27 protein-coding genes are annotated in these 20,839 nt (G+C 63.1%); 15 read left to right on the top strand and 12 right to left on the bottom strand.

Translation table 11 applies throughout. From position 1 onward, the window contains the following. Window positions 1-8: 8 nt before the first annotated feature. On the bottom strand, window positions 9-293 hold the full coding sequence (locus P1M51_RS13625; RefSeq protein ID WP_276245712.1) for a hypothetical protein: 285 nt from the start codon (window positions 291-293) through the stop codon (window positions 9-11). 234 nt (window positions 294-527) lie between these two features. On the opposite strand from P1M51_RS13625, the gene P1M51_RS13620 reads away from it, so the two are divergent. Together P1M51_RS13620 and P1M51_RS13615 are read left to right on the top strand one after the other, a co-directional pair. After that, window positions 528-929 (top strand): 30S ribosomal protein S6e, encoded by a 402-nt coding sequence (locus tag P1M51_RS13620; protein WP_276245711.1) that lies wholly within the window; start codon window positions 528-530, stop codon window positions 927-929. A gap of 42 nt (window positions 930-971) precedes the next feature. Next, on the top strand, window positions 972-1,415 hold the full coding sequence (locus P1M51_RS13615; protein ID WP_276245710.1) for a hypothetical protein: 444 nt from the start codon (window positions 972-974) through the stop codon (window positions 1,413-1,415). On the opposite strand, the gene P1M51_RS13610 is transcribed toward P1M51_RS13615, so the two are convergent. Further along, window positions 1,412-1,702 carry a helix-turn-helix transcriptional regulator gene (locus P1M51_RS13610; RefSeq protein ID WP_276245709.1) on the bottom strand — a complete coding sequence of 97 codons (291 nt, stop codon included), beginning with the start codon at window positions 1,700-1,702 and terminating at the stop codon, window positions 1,412-1,414. The two genes, P1M51_RS13615 and P1M51_RS13610, sit on opposite strands and share 4 nt — an antisense overlap. A 139-nt stretch (window positions 1,703-1,841) precedes the next feature. Here P1M51_RS13610 and P1M51_RS13605 point away from each other — a divergent pair, with 139 nt between their 5' ends. Genes P1M51_RS13605 through P1M51_RS13595 form a run of 3 tightly spaced genes read left to right on the top strand, consistent with a single transcriptional unit; the run spans window position 1,842 to window position 3,327 of the window. Next, the gene (locus P1M51_RS13605) at window positions 1,842-2,438 is read left to right on the top strand and encodes an archaellin/type IV pilin N-terminal domain-containing protein (protein ID WP_276245708.1); all 597 of its coding nucleotides are present in this window, start codon (window positions 1,842-1,844) and stop codon (window positions 2,436-2,438) included. Window positions 2,439-2,491: 53 nt separating this feature from the next. Then, window positions 2,492-2,839 (top strand): hypothetical protein, encoded by a 348-nt coding sequence (locus P1M51_RS13600; protein ID WP_276245707.1) that lies wholly within the window; start codon window positions 2,492-2,494, stop codon window positions 2,837-2,839. Between the two features lie 38 nt (window positions 2,840-2,877). Further along, window positions 2,878-3,327 (top strand): DUF5807 family protein, encoded by a 450-nt coding sequence (locus P1M51_RS13595; protein ID WP_276245706.1) that lies wholly within the window; start codon window positions 2,878-2,880, stop codon window positions 3,325-3,327. A gap of 158 nt (window positions 3,328-3,485) precedes the next feature. Here P1M51_RS13595 and P1M51_RS13590 read toward each other — a convergent pair whose 3' ends face one another. Together P1M51_RS13590 and P1M51_RS13585 are read right to left on the bottom strand one after the other, a co-directional pair. Further along, entirely contained in the window at window positions 3,486-4,571 is a 1,086-nt protein-coding gene (locus P1M51_RS13590; RefSeq protein WP_276245705.1) for a DHH family phosphoesterase, read from the bottom strand. A 52-nt stretch (window positions 4,572-4,623) separates the two neighbouring features. Beyond that, a complete protein-coding gene (locus P1M51_RS13585; protein WP_276245704.1) occupies window positions 4,624-5,058 on the bottom strand; it encodes a universal stress protein in 435 nt (144 codons plus the stop codon). Window positions 5,059-5,142: 84 nt separating this feature from the next. Here P1M51_RS13585 and P1M51_RS13580 point away from each other — a divergent pair, with 84 nt between their 5' ends. Continuing rightward, a complete protein-coding gene (locus P1M51_RS13580) occupies window positions 5,143-5,592 on the top strand; it encodes a universal stress protein (protein ID WP_276245703.1) in 450 nt (149 codons plus the stop codon). On the opposite strand, the gene P1M51_RS13575 is transcribed toward P1M51_RS13580, so the two are convergent. Then, on the bottom strand, window positions 5,584-6,108 hold the full coding sequence (locus P1M51_RS13575; protein ID WP_276245702.1) for a GNAT family N-acetyltransferase: 525 nt from the start codon (window positions 6,106-6,108) through the stop codon (window positions 5,584-5,586). The genes P1M51_RS13580 and P1M51_RS13575 overlap by 9 nt on opposite strands. Beyond that, on the bottom strand, window positions 6,105-6,473 hold the full coding sequence (locus P1M51_RS13570; protein WP_276245701.1) for a universal stress protein: 369 nt from the start codon (window positions 6,471-6,473) through the stop codon (window positions 6,105-6,107). Before P1M51_RS13570 ends, P1M51_RS13575 begins: the two co-directional genes overlap by 4 nt. Before the next feature lie 80 nt (window positions 6,474-6,553). Here P1M51_RS13570 and P1M51_RS13565 point away from each other — a divergent pair, with 80 nt between their 5' ends. Both P1M51_RS13565 and P1M51_RS13560 read left to right on the top strand, forming a co-directional pair. Then, the gene (locus P1M51_RS13565) at window positions 6,554-7,216 is read left to right on the top strand and encodes a DUF5806 family protein (RefSeq protein ID WP_276245700.1); all 663 of its coding nucleotides are present in this window, start codon (window positions 6,554-6,556) and stop codon (window positions 7,214-7,216) included. 143 nt (window positions 7,217-7,359) lie between these two features. Then, on the top strand, window positions 7,360-8,754 hold the full coding sequence (locus P1M51_RS13560; RefSeq protein WP_276245699.1) for an FAD-binding oxidoreductase: 1,395 nt from the start codon (window positions 7,360-7,362) through the stop codon (window positions 8,752-8,754). A 37-nt stretch (window positions 8,755-8,791) separates the two neighbouring features. On the opposite strand, the gene P1M51_RS13555 is transcribed toward P1M51_RS13560, so the two are convergent. Beyond that, window positions 8,792-9,274 (bottom strand): hypothetical protein, encoded by a 483-nt coding sequence (locus P1M51_RS13555; protein ID WP_276245698.1) that lies wholly within the window; start codon window positions 9,272-9,274, stop codon window positions 8,792-8,794. Window positions 9,275-9,384: 110 nt separating this feature from the next. Between P1M51_RS13555 and P1M51_RS13550 the strand changes: the two genes are divergently transcribed. The 5 genes from P1M51_RS13550 (at window position 9,385) to P1M51_RS13530 (ending at window position 15,926) form a co-directional block, all read left to right on the top strand. Beyond that, window positions 9,385-11,841, top strand: coding sequence for an ABC transporter ATP-binding protein (locus P1M51_RS13550; RefSeq protein ID WP_276245697.1), 2,457 nt, complete (start codon window positions 9,385-9,387; stop codon window positions 11,839-11,841). A gap of 84 nt (window positions 11,842-11,925) precedes the next feature. Continuing rightward, complete coding sequence (locus tag P1M51_RS13545; protein WP_276245696.1) at window positions 11,926-13,617, top strand: ABC transporter substrate-binding protein; 1,692 nt, start codon at window positions 11,926-11,928, stop codon at window positions 13,615-13,617. 40 nt (window positions 13,618-13,657) lie between these two features. After that, window positions 13,658-14,674, top strand: coding sequence for an ABC transporter permease (locus P1M51_RS13540; protein ID WP_276245695.1), 1,017 nt, complete (start codon window positions 13,658-13,660; stop codon window positions 14,672-14,674). Then, a complete protein-coding gene (locus tag P1M51_RS13535) occupies window positions 14,671-15,585 on the top strand; it encodes an ABC transporter permease (protein WP_276245694.1) in 915 nt (304 codons plus the stop codon). The genes P1M51_RS13540 and P1M51_RS13535 overlap by 4 nt, the downstream gene beginning before the upstream one ends. Further along, on the top strand, window positions 15,585-15,926 hold the full coding sequence (locus P1M51_RS13530; protein ID WP_276245693.1) for a hypothetical protein: 342 nt from the start codon (window positions 15,585-15,587) through the stop codon (window positions 15,924-15,926). The genes P1M51_RS13535 and P1M51_RS13530 overlap by 1 nt, the downstream gene beginning before the upstream one ends. Here the strand turns inward: P1M51_RS13530 and P1M51_RS13525 are convergent. Genes P1M51_RS13525 through P1M51_RS13515 form a run of 3 tightly spaced genes read right to left on the bottom strand, consistent with a single transcriptional unit; the run spans window position 15,923 to window position 18,344 of the window. Next, window positions 15,923-16,342 carry a pyridoxamine 5'-phosphate oxidase family protein gene (locus P1M51_RS13525; RefSeq protein WP_276245692.1) on the bottom strand — a complete coding sequence of 140 codons (420 nt, stop codon included), beginning with the start codon at window positions 16,340-16,342 and terminating at the stop codon, window positions 15,923-15,925. The genes P1M51_RS13530 and P1M51_RS13525 overlap by 4 nt on opposite strands. 36 nt (window positions 16,343-16,378) lie before the next feature. Then, entirely contained in the window at window positions 16,379-17,635 is a 1,257-nt protein-coding gene (locus tag P1M51_RS13520; RefSeq protein ID WP_276274604.1) for a dihydroorotase, read from the bottom strand. A gap of 25 nt (window positions 17,636-17,660) precedes the next feature. Then, a complete protein-coding gene (locus P1M51_RS13515; protein WP_276245690.1) occupies window positions 17,661-18,344 on the bottom strand; it encodes a lipoate--protein ligase family protein in 684 nt (227 codons plus the stop codon). 54 nt (window positions 18,345-18,398) lie between these two features. Here P1M51_RS13515 and P1M51_RS13510 point away from each other — a divergent pair, with 54 nt between their 5' ends. Further along, window positions 18,399-19,223, top strand: coding sequence for a hypothetical protein (locus tag P1M51_RS13510; protein WP_276245689.1), 825 nt, complete (start codon window positions 18,399-18,401; stop codon window positions 19,221-19,223). On the opposite strand, the gene P1M51_RS13505 is transcribed toward P1M51_RS13510, so the two are convergent. Further along, window positions 19,207-19,629 (bottom strand): hypothetical protein, encoded by a 423-nt coding sequence (locus tag P1M51_RS13505; RefSeq protein ID WP_276245688.1) that lies wholly within the window; start codon window positions 19,627-19,629, stop codon window positions 19,207-19,209. The two genes, P1M51_RS13510 and P1M51_RS13505, sit on opposite strands and share 17 nt — an antisense overlap. 180 nt (window positions 19,630-19,809) lie before the next feature. Between P1M51_RS13505 and P1M51_RS13500 the strand changes: the two genes are divergently transcribed. Further along, entirely contained in the window at window positions 19,810-20,259 is a 450-nt protein-coding gene (locus tag P1M51_RS13500) for a PaaI family thioesterase (protein ID WP_276245687.1), read from the top strand. Here the strand turns inward: P1M51_RS13500 and P1M51_RS13495 are convergent. Beyond that, a complete protein-coding gene (locus tag P1M51_RS13495; protein ID WP_276274603.1) occupies window positions 20,240-20,824 on the bottom strand; it encodes a cysteine hydrolase family protein in 585 nt (194 codons plus the stop codon). The two genes, P1M51_RS13500 and P1M51_RS13495, sit on opposite strands and share 20 nt — an antisense overlap. Window positions 20,825-20,839: the final 15 nt, after the last annotated feature.

The following is a 20,839-nucleotide window of genomic DNA, read 5'->3' as shown; positions in this document are numbered from 1 at the left end:
CCATCGGTTCAGATGTCCTCAAAGAGGGTCGGCAGAATTCTGAATTCGGCGTAGCCGCCGTAGGCGGTTTCGAGCGAGCCGAGCCACCAGTTCCAGCGCTGTGAGAGCGAGCTGTTTTTCGGTGCGTCGTTCAGGTTCGCGACGACGTCCCTGACTTCCAGTTCGTGACCGCGGTCACGTTCTATCAACCCCGAATCCGCCAGGTCACAGGCCTGACGAACGACAACACGCAGCTCTCCAGCATCCGGGTCGAACTCCTCTGAGAGTGCCCGTTCGAGCCGCTTTGCATCCATGATGCCTTCAAGTTAGTGTCGGACGCACTTGAGACTTCGGGGCTACCGAGGTCAATTCCCCGGATTACGGCAGCGAGAGGTCTTCTCATGGGGTTCTGTCGATATTCACTGAATCATACCGCGTCTGTCCTGTCACCGTGACGAATTGTATCCCCGATGCGGGGCGACGAGGGGCAAGGCGCGTCGAAACGAGGTTTCGATGTGCTTTTCAAGCGCGACCATTTTTAGACACGCATGGCAGACTTTCAGGTCGTCGTCGCCGACCCAGACTCCGGCGAGACCTTCCAGCGCGAGATTGAGGGACAGGATGCGAACCGATTCCTCGGTAAGGACATCGGCGACGAAGTGGACGGGACGGCCGTTGGCCTCGACGGCTACACGCTCGAAATCACCGGTGGTTCCGACAACACGGGCCGCGCAATGCGCCCCGACGTCGCCGGGCCGAACGTAAAAGCAGTGCTCCTCACCGGCGGCACTGGCTACAAGCCAGAACGGCAGGGTGAGCGCCGACGCATCACCGTTCGCGGCCGCGAAATCTCCGACGAAACGCGCCAGATTAACGCCAAAATCATCGCCCGCGGGGACCAGTCCATCGAGGACCTCCTCGGCGAAGGCGGCGACGAAGACGCAGAGTAAGTAATCGCAGGGCATTTGACGCCCGCTTTCGTTTTCCCTCCCATGGCAGACAACGTTTCGAGTGACAACCCCGCGGTGACGGAGGTCCGCGCCAAACTCGCCCGCCGCGGGCGCACCGACCGCGCCACGATTACCATCCCGGAGGAGCACCACGACGCGTTCCCGGTGGGTGAGGTCGTCCGACTCGTTCTCTCAGGCACGCAGTACTTCGCCAAAATCGAATCGCCCCTCGGGAGCGACGACCCGGAAATCCGCGGTGCCTACGACAACGCGCGGCTCGCTCGCAATCCCGGCGAGGGCGAGAACCACCTCGATGCGTGGGTTCGGAACTCCGGTCGGTCCTTTGGCAGTTCCGTGCTGGTTGATATCGTCGAGAAGGGGTTCCTCTACGGGGTCAGAGTGCCGGGACAGCGTGCGGTCTACAAAGCGGTCGAATCACCGAACTCGAGTCTCGCAGACATCGCCCGGAACCTCGACGAAAATTAGACGTGCTGGAGTGACCCGTAGAGGAACAACCCAATCGCGAGGTGTTGAGCCATCGAGCGTTCGATTTGTGCGCGGGCCGTCGCATCGTCTGCGATGGTGTACTCTTTGGTTCGGACGAGTTTGTGCATCTCCAGGACCTCCGCCGCTTCGAGTTCGTGAAGCGCCGGGTACACGGTCCCCGGACTCAGGTGAGCGTTGAACAGTTTCGAGATGTCTCCCATGAGCTCCTTGCCGTGGGTCGCGCCGCGAAAACCGATGAGTAAGAGGATCTCGTGGGAGTGACCCACGAAACAATGTCACTCGGCGATTCGTCCGTTCGGACACCCCGGCACTGATGTCAGTGCGAGGCGGCGACTTTCGTTGGACCAGCCCCCTGGCTCCCAACGGACTGTGGACGAGTCGCGATGCACAAGGTGAAATTCAACTATGGAACTATTCAGCAACTCCGATGACAACGACCGCGGGCAGGTCGGTATCGGGACACTCATCATCTTCATCGCAATGGTACTCGTCGCAGCTGTCGCTGCCGGTGTGCTCATCAACACCGCGGGCCTGCTCCAGAGCCGCGCTGAAGACATGGGCGCAGACGCCCAGGCACAAGTTTCCAATCAAATCGACGTCGTGAGCGCCACTGGCGCTGTGAACGATACGAGCCCTGGTGTCGACACCGTCACGTTTCTCGTGAAGAAATCACCGGGATCCGATCCAATTGACCTCAGTCAAGCGACAATTCAGTACGTGAGTGATACGAGCGACGCGACGCTCGTTTACCATGACGGTCTTACGGCAAATGGAACCCACTACGTCGTACTCGATTCGTCGAATACCAACGTTTCGGACACCGTTCTTGACCAATCGAGCGAACGACTCAAAATTCAGATTGCCGCGAACGCTATCGAAGGAGCCACTCTCGCTGAAGGAGAGACGGCGACCCTCCGTGTCATCGACCAGTCCGGCGCGACCACCACGTACGGTGTGAACGTCCCAGACACACTGGGCTCGAAGGACTACGTCTTAGTCTAATCTAGACCTCACTCCACTTTTTATACAGCAGCTTTACTCGTAGCGAGATTCCAATGACCAGCCACGACGACGAAACCACAGACCCACTCGACCCCGCAGACCTCGAACTTCCCGAATCATTTGCGAAACCGCTCGGGGACAATCGATTCGTCATCACGTCTGGTGCGGACGGGCCGACGCCGCCCGAGGTTCAGGCCGCAGCCGAGACGCCAGCGCGAGCGTACGAGTTCGCCCTTTCCCTGCGGGTCGAGGGCGTGCACGCTGAGACGGCGATTTCGACCAACGACCTCGGGGCGGCCTTCGAGGACCTCCTGCTGGCGGTCACCGAGGCGGTGGCTCCTGACTTGCCGCCGGAGCAGGCGCTTCGCGTCCTCCTCGCGGCAACGTCGCTCGAACCCTGAGCCACACGGTTTTTATCCACCGCACCGATAGCACGGCCATGAGCGAAACCGCGCGTGAGGAGTTCCTGGCTGGAAAGCGTACCGACGACGTGTTGATTTTCTTCGCCGCACACGCCCTCTCGAATCCCGAGGCGCTCGCCGAACATGGCGAAGTCCGTGACGAGGGCGTCGTGATGGTCCTCCCCGGCAAGCAGGGGCGCGCGATGTACGAGAAGGCGACGGGCGTAGACCCGATGACGTTCGCGCAGCGAGCGATGGGCAACGACGGCGACATCGGCGGCGACCTGCTCTCTGGAACCTGTCCGCAGAAGTGGGACGAAGAGTCGGACGACGACCACCAGATTCGTAACATCTTCGCGTTCGCCGAGGAGCAAAACGAAGAGGTTGGCGGCCTCTACGCGGAAGGTGACGTCATCCACGCCTACGCCCACTGTACCTGCGGGGCTGCCTACTCTGACCGGTGGGTCGTCGTCGACCGCGAAGCCTGACGTCCGCTCACGGAGTCGTTGAAGTGGGGTGGGGTAGGGGCACGTAGAACAATAACCGATTGCCCCTACATAATTATTCACGTAATGTGATATAAAGTTTAACCCCGTATCGACAGAATATCTGAATATTCGGCCACGATTCTCGGCCGATGCGCTCCTCAGTCCTCGTCGGTCGGCAATTCCTCCGCAGCGAGGCGCTCAAACGCGGAGAGAATCGTCTGCTTGGTCACCGCGCCCTGCGTCGTCCAGTGATGCGCGTAATCTAACATGTCGTTGTAGATGTCCGGTTTGCATCCGGCGGCTTTCGGATGGCCGCCGCCGTTTACCTGCGCGGCGACTTCGTGGCAGCGTTCGAAGTTTTCCGTGCCGCGAATCGACGCGCTGCCGGCGGGTTTCACGATGACCGCGGCGTCTGAGCCCTGTTCGCGCAGGGCTTCTGCGACTTCGTTCTGTGAACAGCGGCCGTAGGTCACGCCGACGGTCCAGTCGCCGATTTCGTGGAACTCGGCCCGCGAGACGGCCTGTTCGATGAGCGCCTCCTTCTCGACGCGCATCTCCGCTAAGAATTCGAGGGCGTCCTCGGGGAGGGCAGCGCCGTGTTCCTGGATGATTGCTGCGTACTCTTCAGGTTCGCTCCAGTAGGCGAGGTCCGCGAGATCGTCGCTGCGCGGGTCTTCGCGCAGCCAGAGGTCGTGGTCGCGGGTGACGGCGGCGAGTTCGACCAGGTACTCGGGAAAGTCGAAGTCGAGCGAGCGAAGCGCCACGTCCGCGGTACACTCCTCCTCTGAGTCGCCGATGACGAGTTCGACGCCCGTCTCGCGGACGGCTTCAGCCACCTCGTCGTTCCACTGGTGGTGGTCGAACCACGTCACGTCCGCGTGGTCGACGAGCAGATTCAGTTCCTCGTCTACGTACTCGAACTTGTCCGGACAGAGGTCGCAGACGAAAACGGTCGCGCCCGGTTCGGCGTACTCGGCGACGTGCTCCATCGCGTCCTCCAGGTCGTAGGGGCCCGCGCCGACGAGCGCGGCCTCGCCGTAGGCCGCGCGGATGAGCGCCACGCAGGCGAGGCCGTCTGCGTCCGGGTCGGCGATGACGACGGTCGTTGCGCCGTCCAGGGCCTCCGCTATCTCCTGTACTTCGAGTTCGTCTTCGAACGAATCGGGGGTGAAAAAGCCGGTCCCCGGAAGGACGGATTTCCGGGGCAGCGAGAGTCGTTCGTCGTCGATGAGATAATCGTCCATAGGCATTCGACGAACTGACGCGAAAAGAACGACTCGGTTGAGCGGGCCGGGCTCAGGCGGGTTCGCCTTCGAGCTGGCGGACCGTGAGGACGGGAACCGAGCACCGACGGACGACCGTCTCCGCAACGCTGCCGAGCAGGAAGCGGTGTTCGCCGTGGCGGCCTCGCGTGCCCGTTGCGACCACGTCGACGTCGTTGTCGCGGGCGTACTCGCAGATGACGCTCGCCGGGCGACCCGTTTCGATTGCGGTGATGACCTCGCCGCTCGCGGCGTCTTTGACGGCGGAAAGCGCCTCGTCGGCGGAGGCTTCGAGCGCGTCGCGGAACTCGTCGCGGATGGTGTCGGGGGCGGTGTCTATCTCGCTGTCGTCGACGACGTAGAGCGCGTGGACCGTGGCATCGAAGCGGTCTGCGAGGTCGAGTGCCACGGTGACGGCTCGCTCTACGCTCGCAGAGCCGTCGGTCGCGATGACCACGGAGTCTATCATGCGTCCATCTTCTGGTCGATAGTGTATAAACTCTGCCTGTCCACCCTCGGAGGCTTTTTTAGGTGGGGCGACGCAGGTTGCGACATGGCTGCGCCCGTTTCAGTCGACACGGTGCTCGCCCCCGTAGACGGCAGCGAAGCGTCCATGCAGGCTGCCGAGTACGCACTCGCGATCGCCGAACGTTACGGCGCATCGGTCCACATCCTGAGCATCGTAAGCGAAGACTCCGTCCGTGCGATGGCGACCGGCGAACTCGAACCCGAGACCGTCGCAAACCGGATGGAGACGTTCGTCGAATCGCTCGAATCCATCGTCCCCGAGGGAGTCACCATCGGCCACTCCGCCGCCGCTGGCTTCTCGCTCAAGCGCAAGACCCAGCACCCCGGCAGCGTCATCCTCGACGTGGCCGACGAGGTGGACGCTGACTTCCTCGTCATTCCGCGCGAACCGCTCACCGGTCGTCCGGACGAAGTTCTCTCGAAATCCGCAGAATACGTGTTGCTCTACGCGAGCCAGCCCGTCCTCTCAGTTTAGCCGAATCGACATCTCGAGTTCGAAACTCTCGCTCCCACTCGTCTCGAAGCCGACCTTGTGATACAGCCCGATAGCCGCGGCGTTCCACCGTTCGACGGTGAGCCACACCTTCTCGACGCCGCGGGCTGCACCCTCGCCGAGCAGTGCGGTCAACAGCGCAGAGCCGATGCCTGCTCCCTGGTAGTCGTGGAGGACGAAGATGGCGAGTTCGTAGGCCTCCTCGCCGTCGGGGACGAGCGTCGCGTGGCCGATGACGTCGCCCTCGTTGCGGGCGACCACGTTGTAGCCCTTCGGGACGATATTTTCGAGCCACTCGCGAATCCCCTCCTCGCGGACGGGCGGGATGCCCTGAGCGCGGTCTGCGGGGTCGAACTCGGTGTACATCGCGACGAGGTCTGACACGTCCTCGCCGTCGTAGGTCTCGACGGCTATCTCGCGGCCATCCTTGTCCGTGACCGAGCGCGGCGGTTTCTCGAAGGGTCCCGCCACCTCTTCGGGATAGATTTCGTGACTCATCGGATGAGCGTCACCGACGTTCTCGAGTTGAGGAGGACGAATTCGGAGATGCTCCCGAGGTTTATCTTCCCCATCGGACTGCGCTGGCCGCCGCCGAGAACCACGCGGTCGAATTCGCCGCTGTCTGCCAGTTCTACCAGTTTGCTCCCGGGATGGCCCGAGAGGTGCTGGATGTTCGCTTCGACGCCGCCGTCGTCCAGGACCTCGCGTACCCGTCGTTCGACCGTGGCGGTCGCGCGGTCGGACTCGGGGTTGTCGAGAATCGCGACGGTGAGGGTGTCGCCCGTCACTTTGGTGCGTTCGACGACCTCCTCCAGCGCGTGGAGGGAGTCGTCGCTGCCACCGATGCCCAGCAGGACCTTCATACGCCCAGCAAGGCGACCCGGCGGCAAAGTCGTTGTCCCTCCGTCGATACGGTTTTGGGGCCGGCGAAACTGGGTGAGGTATGGCAGGCGACCCGCCGGCTTCCGAGGAGCCAGCACGCGAGGAATCGGGCACGGAGGAGCAATCAGCAGCGCCAGCGGAGACCGCACACTCCGGAGATGACGCGGCGGACGCAGCCGCCCAGGACCAGCCGGAACGCGACATCCCCGCGGACGTCCGCGAGTACGCCCGCTTCTCGAAGATGGACGGGGCGGCCTACGAGCGCGTCAACCAGTTCCTGCGCGACCGAACGCACATCACCGCCCGCGAGTGGGCCATCGCGCGTCTCTGCTCTGATTTCCGCACCGAGACGGGCGTCGAGATGACGAAAATCGGCAAGAACCTGCCGGAACTCGTCCCGTTCATGACGGACACCTACTCGCCACAGGCCGTCAATCAGGCCCGGTCGTCGTTCGAAGGCAAGGTTCGCAAAGCCGGGGCGACCTTCCTCTACGGCGCGATGTGCGACTTCTTCACCGCGGAGGAACTCGACGACGTGATGTACGAGGCGACGGAGGTGGCGAAATTCCTCCTCGAAGTCGAAGGCGTGGACCTCGCGGTGGACGAGGAACTGGCCGCAGAAGAGCGGATTTCGACCGTGATGCGCGAGGTGCGCCAGGCGAGTCAGGAATTACGGTACGAAGAAGTCGAGTGCCCCGAGTGCGGGTGCATTCACGAACCCTGAGATTGCCCGCCCCGTTTCGTTGCAGTCGGTGACGGCAGTCGCTTTCATTTCTCAGTGGTCACTGCTTTTCTGGAACATCACCGAGCAGGCGTCTGGCGTGTGAGTTTATGCAATCGGGAAGCGTCTGGTAACTGTGAGCTGTGATGGCACTTACCACGAACTCGGGAGCTGATAGTGCAGTACGTGGGCTCAAGGCGAACATACGCGGGCAGGTGATTCAACCGGGCGACGACGGATACGACGAGGCTCGGACGGTATACAACGCGATGATCGACCGCCGCCCTGCTGTCGTCGTGCGTCCGACTGGGGCTGCCGACGTGATGGCTGCGGTCGATTTCGCCCGAGAACACGACCTCGTGATTGCCGTGAAAGGCGGTGGCCACAACGTTGCGGGGAATGCCGTCTGTGACGGTGGCCTCCAAATTGACCTCTGTAACATGACTTCCGTCCGTGTCGATACCGAGGCCCGAACGGTTCACGTCGGCCCCGGCGCGCGATTGGGCGACGTTGACCACGAAACCGCGCCGCTCGGCCTTGTCGCACCCGCGGGCGTCGTTTCAATCACGGGCGTCGCAGGACTGGCCCTCGGTGGTGGGTTCGGCTATCTCTGTCGAAAACACGGATTGACGATAGACAACCTCCGGTCGATAGACCTCGTCACAGCGCAGGGCGAACTCGTCCACGCCAGTGCTGAGCGCAACCCCGACCTGTTCTGGGGCGTTCGGGGCGGCAGTGGCAACTTCGGCATCGTGACAAACTTCGAGTTCGCCCTCCACGAACTGGAGGGGGTTCTCGCGGGGTTGCTTATTTATCCTGCTGCAGAGGCACACTCGGTCGTCCGGTCGTGGTGGGAGCACGCTGCAAACGCTCCCGACGAGTTGTCCGTGTGGCTCAATTTCTCCACCGCTGCTCCCGAACCGTTCATCCCGGAAGTGTACCACGGCAAACGGATTCTCTCGGTTATTCCGATATTCTCGGGTGCCGTCGAAGACGGCTGGGAGGCGATTGCGCCGTTCAAGAAACTGGGCACGCTCCTCGCCGACACGGTCGAACCGTGGCGGTTCGTCGAGTGGCAACAGGCGTTCGACGCGTCGTATCCGGCCGGCGAGCGCTATTTCTGGAAGTCGCACAATTTCAAATCCCCGTCTGCCGAAGCGCTTGATTGCATCACTGACCACGCCATTTCACCGCCAACGCCTGAAACGCGCGTCTCTGTCACCCACCTCGGCGGTGCGGTAAATCGCGTTCCTTCGGATGCGACGGCCTATCCCCACCGAGACGCAGATTTCTTGGTGAACATCACGACACGCTGGCAAAGCCCCAACCAAGATGATGCGTGTATTGGGTGGACTCGGGAGTACTTCGAGGCGTTAGCCCCCCACGCGACCGGTGGAACCTACGTGAACTTCACAACCGAATCCGACGGTGAGCAATCGATGGCGTATCTGGAGAACTACGACCGCCTCGTTGCGCTCAAAAATAAGTGGGACCCGGACAATCTGTTCCGGTTGAACCAGAACATCAAACCGACTGTCTGAGCCTCTCCACTCTTTCTCACTATACCCCGAAATCCGCCTAGTCTCGCTGTGGCAACAACATCGCCGCCTGCTCGTGGGTGAACGTGATGATGCGGTCGGTCGAGAGTCGTCGGACGTGGGTGTAGACGACACCTTCTTCGCGGGCACGCGAAATCATGTCGCCACCGGCTCGCACGTCGTAGTACGCCGGGAGGCAGATGGCGCGTTTTGCGCGTTCGTCGCGGATAACTAGCAAGAGGTAGATGATGTCCTCGTTCCCGGCGCGAAACACCTCGTAGGAGTCGAACTCGGCGTGTTCGTTGTCCATCCAGCCGGCGAGTTCCTCGAATTCGGAGGAGGAGACGATGAGGTCGATACCGTAGCGCACCTCGTCCGCGATGGCGACGCTGTCGCCGGGGTGTAACTCGACGACCTCCCAGTTGTCGTCGCGGTACTCCTCGGCGGTCGCCTCCATGTCGGCGAGCACGGCGTCCCACTGGCCGGAGACCCGGCCAAGCGGGTTGTGGGCTTCCTCAGACATACCCGTACGTGACCCGCCGTGGTTCAAAAGGGTTCGGCTGTGGGGTCGGTTCGCGTGGGTGTTAGGGACATTCGGTACTGGTTTATAGTGAGATTTCAAAATTTGCCTCAATGACCGACCTGCTCTCCATATCGGGCCTCCGCACGCAGTTCAACACGGAGCGGGGTGCCGTGAAGGCAGTGGACGGGATCGACCTCACGATTCGCGAAGGCGAAACCGTGGGCCTCGTCGGCGAATCGGGCTCGGGCAAGAGCGTGACCGCACTCTCGACGATGAACCTGGTCGACGACCCGGGACACATCGCCGGCGGGTCGGTGACGTTTCACGCTCCCGAGGTCGCCGACGAACTCGCACGCAAGTACAAGAATTCGGACCAGTTCGTCGACCAGGACGAGGGCGTCATCGACATCACGAACGCGCCTGAATCGGCCATGCGCGAGATTCGCGGCGGCGCGATGAGCATGATTTTCCAGGACCCGATGACGTCGCTCAACCCGGCGCTCACCGTTGGCGAGCAGGTCGCAGAGAGCCTGCGTCTCCACCAGTACGGGGGCCGCCGGAAGGACTCGTGGCTGAACGCCGTCCGAGAAATCCTGCCGAAACTCGGCTCCGACATGAGCGAGGAGATTCTCGAGGACACCATCGACATTCTTTCTGCGGTAGGCATTCCGGAACCCGAAGCCCGCATCGAGAGCTACCCACACGAGTTCTCCGGCGGGATGCGCCAGCGCGTGCTCATCGCCATCGCGCTCGCTTGCCAGCCCCAGTTGCTCATCGCAGACGAGCCGACGACGGCCCTCGACGTGACGATTCAGGCCCAGATTCTCGAACTCATCAACGAACTCCAGGACGACCTCGGGATGTCCGTCCTGTTCATTACCCACGACCTCGGCGTGGTCGCAGAGACCTGCGACCGCGTGGCCGTGATGTACGCCGGCGAAATCGTCGAAGAGGGGCCAGTCGAGGAAATCTTCGACAACCCGAGTCACCCCTACACCTACGCGCTGCTCGAATCCATCCCGCGCGAGGACGCAGACCGCCTCACGCCAATCGAGGGGAACGTCCCGGGTCTCATCGATATGCCCGACGGGTGCCACTTTGCAGACCGGTGTCCGTGGGCGACCGAGGAGTGTACCGCAGGTGAGATTCCGTTCCTCCAGCACGGTCCCGAAGACGTAGACCACCGGGCGAAGTGCATCTTCGAATCGTTCGACAAGGACGAGTACGGCGCAGACCGCGAGGGTGTCTCCGCCCACGAGTCCACGGTGGACTACGACGCAGAGCAAATTCTCTCCGTGCGCGACCTGAAAAAGCACTTCTCGAAGGCAGACGGGATGTTAGACGAACTGCTCGCGAAGAACCCGGAGAGCGTGAAAGCCGTAGACGGTGTGGACTTAGATATTTACGAGGGCGAAACGCTCGGCCTCGTCGGCGAATCTGGCTGTGGCAAATCCACGACCGGGCGGACCGTCCTGCGACTGCTCGACCCAACCGAAGGGACCGTGGTGTTCCAGGGAGAGGACATCAACCACCTCTCGAAGACCGAGATGCGCGAGCTGCGCCGGGACATGCAGATGATTTTCCAGGACCCGATGTCCAGTCTCGACCCGCGCATGAACGTCGGGCAAATCATCAAAGAACCGCTCAAGATTCACGACCTCGCGGAGGGTCGTCGCCGCGAGCGCGTCGAGGAACTGATGGAGGCCGTCGGCCTCGACCCCGCCCAGTACGACCGGTACCCCCACGAGATTTCCGGCGGCCAGCGCCAGCGCGTCGGCATCGCCCGTGCGCTCGCCGTGGACCCTGACTTCATCGTCTGTGACGAGCCAGTCTCGGCGCTCGACGTAAGTGTGCAGGCCCAGATTCTGAACCTGCTCGAAGACCTCCAGCACGAATTTGGCCTGACCTACCTGTTCATCGCCCACGACCTCTCCGTGGTGCGCCACCTGTGTGACCGCGTGGCCGTGATGTACCTCGGGGAAGTCGTCGAAATCGCGGAAACCGACGACCTGTTCGCAGACCCGCGCCATCCCTACACGCAGGCGTTGCTCTCTGCGATTCCAGAACCCGACCCCCACGCGGAGACCGACCGCATCCTGCTCGAAGGCGACGTGCCGAGCCCCATCAATCCACCTTCTGGCTGCCACTTCCGCACGCGGTGTCCACAGGTCATCCCACCGGAGGGCCTCGACATCGAACAGGCTGCCTACCGCGAAGTGATGGACTTCCGCGAGCGCGTCGAGAACGAAGACCTCGTGTTAGACCCCGTCTGGGCGACGGCCGATTCACAGGCGTCTTCGGCCGTCGCCACCGACGGTGGCTACCCGGCCCCACTCACCGCGTTCATCGACGCGCTCTACGACCGCGAGTTCGACCGGGAACTCACGGGCGAACCTCGCGACGTGGTCGAAGAGTCGATGCGCCACCTCGCAGACGGCGACTGGGAGCAGGCCGCGGCCACGCTCCGGAGTACATTTGCGAGCATCTGTGAACAGTCCCGCCCACTGTTGCAGGATGAGTCTCATCCCGCTGCCTGCCACCTCTACGACCAACCCTCCGAAAACTAGCTCTTGAGGTCCTCTCGGGCCTGTTCTTATGTTCACGAGATATATCCGATACTATTATCAATGATGTATGTTGGACTTTGACGCATGTCTTCTGAAGACAACCTGAAGCGTCGTAGCTTCCTCAAGGCAGCAGGCGGTGCAGCAGTCGCTGCATCCATGGCCGGCTGTATCGCGGGCAACGATGAGGGCGACGGCGGTGGCAACGGTGACGGCAACGGGAACGGCGGCGGCAACGGCGGCTCGGGCGGCACGCTGCTCTACTCCCGTGGCTCTCACTCGGGTACCCTCGACCCACAGAACACGACCTCGGGCGAGGACGTGAAGGTCACCAACCAGATGTACGACCAGCTCGTGATGTTCGAGCCGGGCAAGACCTCCCTCATGAAGGGTCTCGCGACGGAGTGGGACCTCTCGGGCACGACGGCCACGCTCACCCTCCGCGAGGGCGTCACATTCCACAACGGCGAGGAGTTCACCGCGTCCGACTTCAAGGCGACCTACCGCCGCTTCGTGGACACCGAGTACGAACACTTCCCCGGCTCCGACTACGCCTCCGCGTACGGGCCGTTCACGCTCGGCAACTGGATCAAGAGTGTCAACGCAGAGGAGGACTACAAACTCACCATCGAACTCAAAGAGAAGTACGCACCGTTCCTGCGTAACCTCGCGATGTTCGCCTCCTCCGTTCACTCGGAGAAAGCCATCCAGGAGAAGGGCACGGACCTCTCTTCTGACCCAGTCGGCACCGGTCCATTCCAGCTGAAGGCCCTCGAAGACAGCACGGAAACCGTCCGTCTCGAAGCCTTCGACGACTACTGGGGCGACGGTCCGAAGGTGGACGAAGCAGTGTTCCTCACGACGAAGCAGAACACGGCGCGTGCCCAGTCGCTTGACGCGGGCGAGACGCACATCGTGGACGGCCTCGGTAGCGAGGCAGCGAAAATCGTGGACAGTTCCTCGAACGCCTCCCTCGAACAGTTCGAGGGTATCAACATCGGCTACATGGCGTTCAACTTCGCAAAGCGCGAGGAGTTCCGCAACAAGAAGGTTCGCCAGGCTATCAGCTACGCCATCGACACGAAAGCCATCGTGGACAACATCTACGAAGGCTTCGCAGAGCAGGCAAACCAGCCGATTCCGTCGAACGTCCTCGGCTTCAACGACGAAATCTCGGAGTACAAATACGACCAGGAGAAGGCCCAGTCACTCCTCGACGAGGCCGGCTACGGTGACGGCTTCACCTTCGAACTCGCGACGTTCAAGAACCCACGCGGGTACAACCCGTCGCCGATTTCGACCGCGGAGAAGGTCCGCTCTGACCTCGGTGCCATCGGCATCACCGTCGAAATCAACCAGCAGTCGTTCGACCCGTTCCTCGACTACACCGCAGAGGGCAAACACGACGCGTGTTTCCTCGGCTGGTACACCGACAACGGCGACCCGGACAACTTCTTCTACGCACTGCTCCACCCCGGCGTCGAATCGCCAGACGGGCAGGACTACGTCACCTTCGACACCGAGGGCTTCAACACCCTCAACGTCGCTGGCTGGGCGAATCAGGAGTACATGACGCTCGTCGAAGAGGGCCAGGCCACCTACGACGAGGCAACTCGCACGGAGAAGTACAACCAGGCTGCCCAACTCGCACACGACGAGGCTCCGTGGGTCTTCATCGACCACGCACAGGAGCTTCGCGGCGTCGCCAACGGCGTCTCCGGGTACACCCCGACTGCAATCGGCGGGCCGTACCTGAAGGACGTTACCCTCTCACAATAGAATCGGGCAATTTTTGATTGAACTTCGTTTTTAGTGAACTATGGTCTCAAAGCGGTTCGTTGCAAAGCGACTCCTGTTGCTGATTCCGGTGTTGTTCGGAGTCGCGACGCTCGTCTTTGCAATCCTCCACCTCGCGCCGGGCAACCCGGCGCGCGTCATCGCTGGGCAACGGGCCACAGAGGAGGCAGTCAGACAGATAGAGAATCAACTCGGTTTGAACGACCCAATCTACGTCCAGTACGGGCGCTTCCTCGTCGACGCGGCGCAGTTCGAGTTCGGAAACTCGTTCGTCATCGACAAGGACTCGAGCGTCCAGCAGTTGCTCCAGACTCGCATCCCCGTCACGCTCGAACTCGCGCTGTACGGGCAGATAATCGGTATCCTGCTCGGGATTCCACTCGGCGTGATTTCGGCGGTCAAACAGGACTCCCTGACCGACCACTTCACGCGAATCGGCGCGCTCACCGGCATCAGCGTCCCCATCTTCTGGAGCGGGCCGCTGCTCATCCTACTGCTTGCCCAGCAGTACGACGTCTTCCCGACGGGCCGGCGCATCTCGCCGCTGTTCTCGACGCCGGAACCCATCACGGGCCTACTGACGATAGACACGCTCCTGTACGGGCAGTACGACGCGTTCTTCTCGGCGGTCCACCACCTCATCCTGCCGGCCTGCGTCATCGGTATCTACTCGATGGCGCTGCTCTCGCGGATGATGCGCTCGTCGATGCTCGAAGTCGTCCGCCAGGACTACATCCGCACCGCCCGCGCGAAGGGTCAGGGCGTGAAAATCACGCTGATGAAACACGGCTTCAAGAACGCGCTAATCCCGGTCATCACGGTCATCGGGATTCAGTTCGGGACGCTGCTCGGCGGCGCGGTGCTGACCGAGACGGTGTTCTCGCTCAACGGCATCGGCACGCTGCTCGTCGAGGCCATCGAGGTGGGCGACTATCCGGTCGTGCAGGGGACAGTCCTCACCTTCGCGTTCCTGTTCACGCTCGTGAACCTGGGCGTCGACATCACCTACAGCTACCTTGACCCGAGGATCGAACAATGAGTACGGAAACCAAAACCAAGCAACGGAACGACCGCGGCCTTCTCGACCGCCTGCAAGCCTCGCCGTTCCTCTCTGAACTCCTGTCGAACCGGCTCGCCGTCGCTGGCCTGCTCATCATCTTCTCGATGCTGGTCATCGCCATCTACGCACGGTTGTTCATCGACGTCGGTGCGATTACCACGTCGCAACTCGGGACGAACCCCGACCGCGCCGCACCGTCGGCCGAATTCTGGTTCGGGACGGACGGGCAGGCCCGCGACATCTTCCCGCGCGTCATGTACGGCGCGTGGCTGGCGATGAAGTTCGGGACCATCACGGTCGGCCTCTCGACGGTGGCGGGCATCACGCTCGGCATCATGGCCGCCTACTACTCCGACCTCACGGACAACGTCATCATGCGGACGATGGACGTGCTGCTCGCGTTCCCATCGCTCCTGCTCGCACTGGCGCTCGTCGCCATCTTCGGCGCGGGACTCTGGAAGGTGGTCATCGCGCTCACCCTCGTCTACACGCCGCGTTTCGCACGCGTCGTCCGCGGGGCGGCGCTCAAAGTGCTCGAAGACGAGTACGTGGACGCCACCGTCGCGCTCGGCGCACGCGACCCGCGGGTGTTGTTCCGCCACATCCTGCCGAACACGCTCGCGCCCATCACGGTCCAGAGTACGCTCAACTTCGGCCTCGCCATCATCGACCTTGCGGCGCTCTCGTTCCTCGGCTTCGGTGCCGCGCCCGGGACGCCGTCGTGGGGGCTGATGCTCTCGAACGGGGTCAACAAGGGCCTGCTCTCTGGCATCTGGTGGTGGTCGTTCTTCCCCGGCCTGTTCCTCGCCATCACCGTCCTCGGATTCAACCTCCTTGGTGACGGGATGCGCGATGCACTGGACCCACGGATGCGCGACGCCATCGACTGATGGACCTGCTCGCGTGGCTTCGCCCGCGCATCCGACTGCTGGGTGGGGCTGGCCTCGTCGGCCTCGCCGTCGGCGTCGTCGGCACGCTCGCCTACGGCCTCTGGCTGGGTGACGCCACGTTCGCCGTCAATCAGGTGTTCGCCCTCGGGGCGCTCGCGCTCGGCTTCGCCACGCTTGGCTGGACCGGCTCCGTGTTCATGGGTCGCTCCATCGAGACGATGCAGTCGTACCTCTCAGAGTCGTCAGAGTGGACAGAAGCAGATTCTCGCCGGGCGATGGCCCGCATCGCCGGGTTCGGCGCGGGTGTAATGCTCGGCGCGGTCGTCGCGTCGTTCGTCTAACGACGCTGGCGCGTCGGCGGCGCACGCCCCATAACCGCATCGGGGCGAATCTTCAAAATCGTGCGTCCGGGTTCGTTCGACGCATCTCGCGGATACTTTCTGACGCCCGTGTACCGCTCTGCGAGTTTGTTCAGATGCTCACGGTCGACGTCTTCGCGCATTTCGACGACTTCGCCGCGGATGTGGAGGTAGCGATACGGGTTCTCGGGGTCGCTAATCGCAATCGAGACGTGGGGGTCGCGTTCGACGTTCCGATGTTTGCGGTTGCCCGTCACCGTGTTCACGTAGAGAAAGCCGTCTTCGTACTCGACCCACATGGGGACGACGTGGGGGGTGCCGTCGGGGAGGACGGAGGCGAACTGGGCGAAGGCCCGCCCCTCGAACAGGTCGTGGAACTCCGGGGGAATTTCGGCCATTCACGTTGCTACGCGCCCCGAGAGCAAAACTCTCGCTCAGCGCACGTTCTGCCCAACCGGGTCGGCGAACGCGCCGTTCTCGAACACCAACTCGCCGCGAACCATTGTCCACTCGGGGAACACGCCCTTCATGCCCTCGAACGGCGTCCAGTTGCACTTCGAGTGCAGGTCTTCGCCGCGAATTTCGCGGCTGTTGTCCGGATCGACGAGCACGAGGTCTGCGTCCATACCGACGGCCACGCGCCCCTTCTTCGGCAGGTCGAACACGGCCGCCGGGTTCGACGCCGTGAGTTGCCGGACGCGCTCGTAGGTCAGATTCCCTTTGCGCGCCTCTTCGAGCAGGAGCGGGAGGGCGGTTTCGACGCCCGGCACGCCGCTTGGCGCGTCCCAGATGCTCGCGTCTTTCTCTTCGCGCGTGTGCGGGGCGTGGTCGGTCGCAATCATGTCCACCGTTCCGTTCACGACGCGCTCGTAGACGGCGGCGCGACGTTGTTCGATGCGCAGCGGCGGGTTCATCCGTCCGAACGTGCCGAGGTCCTCGTAATCGGAACGCGAGAGCAGCAAGTGGTGGGGTGAGACTTCGCAGGTCATGCCGTACTCTGCGGCGAGGTCTATCCCCTCCGGCGTGCTCGTGTGGGCGATGTGGAGCTGTGCGCCCACGTTCTCGCCGACCTTACACGCCAACTCGACGGCTTCGGCCTCTGCTTCTGCCGTCCGAAATGCGCTCCAGGCGTCGGCATCGTCGCGTTCTTTCGCCAATTCGTCGAACAGCGTCGCGTCCTCGGCGTGGACGGTGACGGCGATGCCCTTCTTCGTCGCGGCTTTCACGGCGTCCTCGAACAACACCGGGGCGATACCCATGTTCCCCGTCGAGTCGGCGAGAAACACCTCACCGAGAGCGAACAGCGGGCGCGAGAGCAGGCTTTTTCGCTCCCAGTTTTCGGTCACGCCGCCGTTGATGCCCCAGTCGACGTAGGATTGTTCGGCAAATTTGGCCTTCTCGTCGAACGCCTCGCCCGTCACCGTCGGCGGCGAGGTGTTGGGCTGGTCGACGACGGTGGTCACGCCGCCTGCGGCCGCAGAGCGACTGCCCGATTCCCACGTCTCTTTGTGGTCGTATCCCGGCTGCCGGAAGTGAACGTGGGCGTCTATCATTCCCGGCAGGAGGAGCTTCCCGCTCGCGTCTACGTCCGCGTCTCCAGAAAGCGTGCGCCCGATTTCCGAAATCGTCCCGTCCTCGATTCGCACGTCGCGGCGGCGACCGTCCGCGAGCGTCGCGTCAGTGATGAGCATGGATGCACCTGCGCTGGGGAGTACCCTAAACGTCCCGGACCGGGACGACGTCGTGGTCACCCGACCCCGCGAGTGCGGCTTCCAGCGCGTCGATGGTCGCCTGTGGGTCTGCCGGACCGCCCGCTCGCTCGACGCTGCCCACCGAATCCGGGTCGAACGGTACGTCGAGGGCGTCGTACACCTCGGTGAGCACCGCCGCGATTTCCTCGTGGTCGGTGACGACGCAGATACCCGCGACGAGGGCCGCCCCGCGCTGGATGCGCTGGGCGATGCCGACGAGTTTTCCCGACGCTTGCAGCGAGTGCGCCCCGGGACAGAAGGAGTCCGGCGGTTCGCCCGCGGTGGCGTGGACGCCGAGTTGCGAAAGACCAGCCTGTACGTCTGCCGTGAGGGCGTCGTATCGGTCGTTCAGGCCGGTTCGCGTGTCCGCAACGGGGACGGCCCGGGCGAACGCGACGGTCGTCCCGGTGTAGGCCACGGCGCGGCCACCGACGCTGCGCTCGATTGGCGGGAAGCCGTGAGTTTCTGCGGCTCGTCTGGCCTGCTCGTAGCCCGGCGCGGTCGCATCCCGGCGGCCAAAGGCGACCTGTCGGTGCGGCGTCCACACTCTGACCGCCGGCGTCTCGCTTTCAGCGACCCAATCGAGCATTCGGCGGGTCACCGCCCGGTCAGCCTCGACGGAGTCGCCCCGGCCGCGAATGACGCGCATGGGTGTCACCACTTCCCGACGGGACTAAACACTCTCCCTTGCTACACGCGGTCGATGGTCACGCTCGACTCGGCTCTGCTCGCGCGCTATCCGCGCTTTTCGCTCTACAACTCGCCGTACGCGGCCCACGACCACGGCTGCGCCATCGACCTCTATCCAGAGACGAACGTCGCACCCTCCCCCGTCGCCGGCGAGGTGCTCGACACGCGAGCCGTCAGGGCGCCGCCGAAGCCCTATTCGCCGGAACACGACTACCTCATTCTCGTCGACGCGGGCGACTACGTGGCCCGAATGTTACACGTCGAACCCGCAGTCGAGGCTGGCGACCACGTCGAAGTCGGCGACCCGCTCGGCGAGATGGTCAGAGCGGGCTTTTTCGCCCCGTGGGTCGCAAATCACATCCACCTCGGCTTTCGCGACTCCGACGCGAACCCGTACCGGGCGTCGGGGTCGGTGCCAATCGACCTCGATTTCGACGTTCGCCCCCTCCCGTGGGACGGGACCGGAACGGTGGTCGAAACCGGTGAAACCTGGATCAGACTCGACGCACCGGCCCACCCCGCCCCCGGCGAGTACTTCGCCGGCATCGAGGGGGCACCCGGCGTCGTGCTCGACGGCGGTCTACCCCATTACAACGGCGGCGGCGCGCTCGGAAACGAGGACGGGAGCGAGCAAGTGGTCTCGGTGGCGGGCGAGCGCGTGGGCGTCGCCACCGGGCGCGACGTGTCGTGGGACGCTGTCTCCCTCCGGGCGAACGGCGTGGCGCTCACTGGGCTCTCGCTGTTCTGTTCGCAGGACGAATTCGGCGCAAAACTGGTAGTCCGCGGCCACGACTTCGCGGTCGGTGACCGTGTCGAACTCGCTATTTCCCGTTCTTGAGCGGGTCTTCCAGGGTGAGCACGACCACACCCTGACTGGTGTTCACGTAGTAGCCGTCGCGTTCGTTCTCCTCTTCACCCTCCGTGTACGGCAACAGCGAGAGAACGTGTTTGACCTCGTGGACGGTCTCCGATTTCGTGAGGACGAGCTTCGGCACCTTCTGTGAGAGAAACGCCTCTCGCAGAATGTACTGAAGCGCCCGGCAATCCTTTATCGGGTCTGCCCAGGAGTTGCTGACGATGGTGTCCGGCGGAACGCGCTTGACCACGTGGGCGACGAGGATGGGACAAGCTGCGTGGATGTTCTCGCTGTCGTCGTGGTTTCGCCAGGGCACGATGTCAGTGACCGACCGGAGCGCCGACCCGAACACGGGGACAGCGGCGGCTACGATTGGAACCGCGACCATCCAGCCGACCTCCAGACCCCAGTGTAGTATCACTGCATAACCCCTTCGCCCCCGACCCCTCAGTGGCGACTGGCCATATATTGAGTAGCTGAACATATAAATATATAATATTGTTCGTCACAGAAATCCGTCAATCTTCGTAGCGGAGGCTAAAAGGCAGTTCCCTGTAACGACCCGCATATGAGCGAGCCACAGGTTCCCGACGGCACCGCGAGCACCATCCAGCACTTCATCGACGAGCGCCACGGCTTCCTGTCATGGCTCGGAACGCAGGTCGAGGACGTGCGCTACGGCGAGGTGGACCTTACTATCCCGTTCGACGACAAACTCACCAACCCGTCCGACCCGCCGACGATTCACGGCGGCGTCGCCGCCACGCTCATCGACACCGCCGGCGGCCTCGCGCTCAGAACCACGCTCGAAAACCCCATCGAGGACACGCTGGCGACGGTCAACCTCAACGTGAACTACCTGCGTCGGGCGTCGAGCGACATTACCGCCCACGCAGAGGTCATCCGCACTGGGTCGTCGATTGGCTGGGTCGAGGTGACTGTCGAGAGCGAGACGCCAGACGGCGAGCGTAAAGAAGTCGCCACCGGACAGGCCGCCTTCAGACTGTTTCAGTCCTGAACGCCACGTCCGCCCGTGAAATCACCTCGCCGAACAGCCAGTCCGCGTGGTCGAGGGCGTACTGTTTGTGGGCGTCTTCGATAGCGCCGACGGCCTCGCGGACGATCATCGGGCGGAAGTCCCGAAGGCCCGCACTCGACGCCGTGTGCAGCACGCAGACGTTCGCGAGCGTCCCGCAAATCAGGAGGTCGTCGATGCCGTGCGCGTCGAGAAACCCCTCTAAATCGGTCTGGTAGAAGGCATCGTAGGTGTGTTTCACGACGATGTGGTCTTCGTCGCGCACGTCGAGGTCGGCGACGAGTTCGGTCTCCCAGGTTCCCTCTACGACGTGTTCGCCCCACCGCGCGAACTCGTCGTAGTAGTGGGCGTCGTCGAACTGCTCGGGCGGGTGGACGTCTCGGGTGTAGACGATGGTCGCGCCTGCTGCTCTCGCGTCGGCGACGAGTGAGGCCACGTCGTCTACGACGGCCTCGCTGCCGGGCGCGTAGAGGCTGCCGTCGGGGTGACAGAACCCGTTTTGCATGTCGACGACGACGACGGCGACTCTGGCTGGGTCGAGGTTCATGCTGGAGAGTGCGTT

Source organism: Haladaptatus sp. QDMS2, from assembly GCF_029338295.1.
Classification (GTDB): domain Archaea; phylum Halobacteriota; class Halobacteria; order Halobacteriales; family Halococcaceae; genus QDMS2.
Note: the sequence above shows the minus strand (reverse complement) of the source record. Positions and strands in the feature narration are given on the sequence as shown.

Excerpts from the sequence above, each read along its gene's own strand:
- P1M51_RS13620 (WP_276245711.1), top strand. The coding sequence starts at position 528 with ATGGCAGACTTTCAGGTCGTCGTCGCCGACCCAGACTCCGGCGAGACC.
- P1M51_RS13585 (WP_276245704.1), bottom strand. The coding sequence starts at position 5,058 with ATGATAGACTCCGTGGTCATCGCGACCGACGGCTCTGCGAGCGTAGAG.
- P1M51_RS13525 (WP_276245692.1), bottom strand. The coding sequence starts at position 16,342 with ATGGCCGAAATTCCCCCGGAGTTCCACGACCTGTTCGAGGGGCGGGCC.
- P1M51_RS13510 (WP_276245689.1), top strand. The coding sequence starts at position 18,399 with ATGGTCACGCTCGACTCGGCTCTGCTCGCGCGCTATCCGCGCTTTTCG.
- P1M51_RS13540 (WP_276245695.1), top strand. The coding sequence starts at position 13,658 with ATGGTCTCAAAGCGGTTCGTTGCAAAGCGACTCCTGTTGCTGATTCCG.
- P1M51_RS13505 (WP_276245688.1), bottom strand. The coding sequence starts at position 19,629 with ATGGTCGCGGTTCCAATCGTAGCCGCCGCTGTCCCCGTGTTCGGGTCG.
- P1M51_RS13535 (WP_276245694.1), top strand. The coding sequence starts at position 14,671 with ATGAGTACGGAAACCAAAACCAAGCAACGGAACGACCGCGGCCTTCTC.
- P1M51_RS13595 (WP_276245706.1), top strand. The coding sequence starts at position 2,878 with ATGAGCGAAACCGCGCGTGAGGAGTTCCTGGCTGGAAAGCGTACCGAC.
- P1M51_RS13530 (WP_276245693.1), top strand. The coding sequence starts at position 15,585 with ATGGACCTGCTCGCGTGGCTTCGCCCGCGCATCCGACTGCTGGGTGGG.
- P1M51_RS13615 (WP_276245710.1), top strand. The coding sequence starts at position 972 with ATGGCAGACAACGTTTCGAGTGACAACCCCGCGGTGACGGAGGTCCGC.
- P1M51_RS13520 (WP_276274604.1), bottom strand. The coding sequence starts at position 17,635 with ATGCTCATCACTGACGCGACGCTCGCGGACGGTCGCCGCCGCGACGTG.
- P1M51_RS13500 (WP_276245687.1), top strand. The coding sequence starts at position 19,810 with ATGAGCGAGCCACAGGTTCCCGACGGCACCGCGAGCACCATCCAGCAC.
- P1M51_RS13495 (WP_276274603.1), bottom strand. The coding sequence starts at position 20,824 with ATGAACCTCGACCCAGCCAGAGTCGCCGTCGTCGTCGTCGACATGCAA.
- P1M51_RS13515 (WP_276245690.1), bottom strand. The coding sequence starts at position 18,344 with ATGCGCGTCATTCGCGGCCGGGGCGACTCCGTCGAGGCTGACCGGGCG.
- P1M51_RS13570 (WP_276245701.1), bottom strand. The coding sequence starts at position 6,473 with ATGAAGGTCCTGCTGGGCATCGGTGGCAGCGACGACTCCCTCCACGCG.
- P1M51_RS13550 (WP_276245697.1), top strand. The coding sequence starts at position 9,385 with ATGACCGACCTGCTCTCCATATCGGGCCTCCGCACGCAGTTCAACACG.
- P1M51_RS13560 (WP_276245699.1), top strand. The coding sequence starts at position 7,360 with ATGGCACTTACCACGAACTCGGGAGCTGATAGTGCAGTACGTGGGCTC.
- P1M51_RS13605 (WP_276245708.1), top strand. The coding sequence starts at position 1,842 with ATGGAACTATTCAGCAACTCCGATGACAACGACCGCGGGCAGGTCGGT.
- P1M51_RS13600 (WP_276245707.1), top strand. The coding sequence starts at position 2,492 with ATGACCAGCCACGACGACGAAACCACAGACCCACTCGACCCCGCAGAC.
- P1M51_RS13545 (WP_276245696.1), top strand. The coding sequence starts at position 11,926 with ATGTCTTCTGAAGACAACCTGAAGCGTCGTAGCTTCCTCAAGGCAGCA.
- P1M51_RS13625 (WP_276245712.1), bottom strand. The coding sequence starts at position 293 with ATGGATGCAAAGCGGCTCGAACGGGCACTCTCAGAGGAGTTCGACCCG.
- P1M51_RS13590 (WP_276245705.1), bottom strand. The coding sequence starts at position 4,571 with ATGGACGATTATCTCATCGACGACGAACGACTCTCGCTGCCCCGGAAA.
- P1M51_RS13555 (WP_276245698.1), bottom strand. The coding sequence starts at position 9,274 with ATGTCTGAGGAAGCCCACAACCCGCTTGGCCGGGTCTCCGGCCAGTGG.
- P1M51_RS13575 (WP_276245702.1), bottom strand. The coding sequence starts at position 6,108 with ATGAGTCACGAAATCTATCCCGAAGAGGTGGCGGGACCCTTCGAGAAA.
- P1M51_RS13580 (WP_276245703.1), top strand. The coding sequence starts at position 5,143 with ATGGCTGCGCCCGTTTCAGTCGACACGGTGCTCGCCCCCGTAGACGGC.
- P1M51_RS13565 (WP_276245700.1), top strand. The coding sequence starts at position 6,554 with ATGGCAGGCGACCCGCCGGCTTCCGAGGAGCCAGCACGCGAGGAATCG.